General features: G+C 66.6%; 3 protein-coding genes. All 3 read right to left on the bottom strand.

Going from position 1 to position 1,646, the window contains the following annotated elements; genetic code table 11:
- Positions 1–102: 102 nt before the first annotated feature.
- Positions 103–873: a type I methionyl aminopeptidase gene (gene map / locus DXK21_RS16365; RefSeq protein WP_114818826.1), complete on the bottom strand. Its 771-nt coding sequence runs from the start codon at positions 871–873 to the stop codon at positions 103–105.
- Positions 870–1,082 (bottom strand): ParD-like family protein, encoded by a 213-nt coding sequence (locus tag DXK21_RS16370; RefSeq protein WP_114818827.1) that lies wholly within the window; start codon positions 1,080–1,082, stop codon positions 870–872. Before DXK21_RS16370 ends, map begins: the two co-directional genes overlap by 4 nt.
- A gap of 54 nt (positions 1,083–1,136) precedes the next feature.
- On the bottom strand, positions 1,137–1,646 hold a 510-nt coding region (locus DXK21_RS16375; protein ID WP_245945260.1), incomplete at its 5' end, for a prolyl-tRNA synthetase associated domain-containing protein.

A 1,646-nucleotide genomic window follows, 5' to 3' on the forward strand; every position in this document is an offset into this window, starting at 1 on the left:
TCGTCGCCACCTTCCGCCCCGCCGTGGGTCCGCACGTTTTTACACAGCCTCGGTCAAAGCGGACATCACCTGACCTGCCGATAGCGGACGCCTCTGCGGCGCCTAGGCGGCCAGCCGCGTCTCGTCGGGGCGTAGGGTCAGGACGCGGACGCCGTCGCGGGTGACGGCGACGGTGTGTTCGAACTGGGCGGAGAGCTTGCCGTCGGTGGTGACGACGGTCCAGCCGTCGTCCAGGGTGGCGACGGTGCGGCGGCCCTGGTTCAGCATGGGCTCGATGGTGAAGACCATGCCTTCGCGCAGCCTCAGGCCGGTTCCGGGCTTGCCGAAATGCAGGACCTGGGGCGCTTCGTGCATTTCCCGGCCGATGCCATGACCGCAGAAGTCGCGGACGATGGAATAGCCGTTGCGGGTCGCGTGGTGTTCGATGGCGTGGCCGATGTCGCCCAGCGTGGCGCCGGGACGGACGGCGCGGATACCCTTCCACATGGCCTCATAGGTGGTCTGGACCAGACGGCGGGCGGGGCGGGCCACGTCGCCGATCAGATAGGTCTTGCTGGAATCCGCGATGAAGCCGTTCTTCTCCAGGGTGATGTCCAGATTGACGATGTCGCCGTCGCGCAGGATCTCGTCCTTTGACGGCACGCCGTGGCAGACGACCTGATTGCGCGAGCTGTTGAGCACGAAGCCGTAGCCGTACTGGCCCTTGCTGGCGGGGCGGGCCTGCAGCTGATCGACGATGAAGGTCTCGACCAGGGTGTCGATCTGCAGCGTGCTCAGGCCCGCCAGCGTCAGGCCGTCCAGATGGGTGAAGACCGAGGCCAGAAGGCGCCCGGCCTCGGCCATCAGTTCGATCTCGGCCGGGGTCTTGGTCATGCGGCGGCGACCGAAAGATCAGGGGCGCCGACGCCCGCCGCCTTCAACTCGCGCGCCATCAGGTCCTGAAAGGAGAGGCCGGGGTTCAACTCGCCAAGCATGCCGATCCTGATCCAGAAGGCGGCCTGGGCGTTGATCGAGCGGCACGAGGCCTTGCTGGCCCGGCGCAACTGCTCGTGCAGTTCGTCCTCGATGTTGACGATGCCCATGGGACGGCCCTTCATATACGTTTCGTATATGAACCATACAGGACCAGACTAGGGTCAGTCCAGAGCGTCGAAGTCCACGACCAGCGGTTCGCGGTCCAGCAGGGTCAGGACGCGGCGGAAGGCCGCCTGATCCAGAGCGGTGGTCGCCGTATTGGTCAGGGGGTGGAAGTTGACGATGTCGGCGTCCCACAGGCGCTGATCCAGCACGAAGGTCACGCGCCGGTCGCGGTCGTTGATCAGGCCCAGCGCCGTGACCGAGCCAGGGCGGACGCCCAGCGTCTCCCACATCAGGGTCTCATTGCCGAAGGAGAGACGGTCGGAGCCGAGCGTCCGGTGGGCGCGTTTCAGGTCGATGACCGTGTCCTGGGCCGCTGAGATTAGCCACAGCCGGCCCTTCTTGTCCTTGAGAAACAGGTTCTTGGTGTGCAGGCCCGGCAGGTCGGCCTTGAGGTCCAGCCCCTCCTCGACGCGGAAGACGGCGGGGTGGTCGTGGGTGGTCTGGGCGACGTCGTTTTCGGCCATCCAGGCCACCAGGCGGGCGCGGTCATAGGCGGGGTGGGGGGC

This window comes from Brevundimonas bullata (assembly GCF_003350205.1).
Lineage (GTDB): Bacteria > Pseudomonadota > Alphaproteobacteria > Caulobacterales > Caulobacteraceae > Brevundimonas > Brevundimonas bullata.

Excerpts from the sequence above, each read along its gene's own strand:
- map (WP_114818826.1), bottom strand. The coding sequence starts at position 873 with ATGACCAAGACCCCGGCCGAGATCGAACTGATGGCCGAGGCCGGGCGC.
- DXK21_RS16370 (WP_114818827.1), bottom strand. The coding sequence starts at position 1,082 with ATGGGCATCGTCAACATCGAGGACGAACTGCACGAGCAGTTGCGCCGG.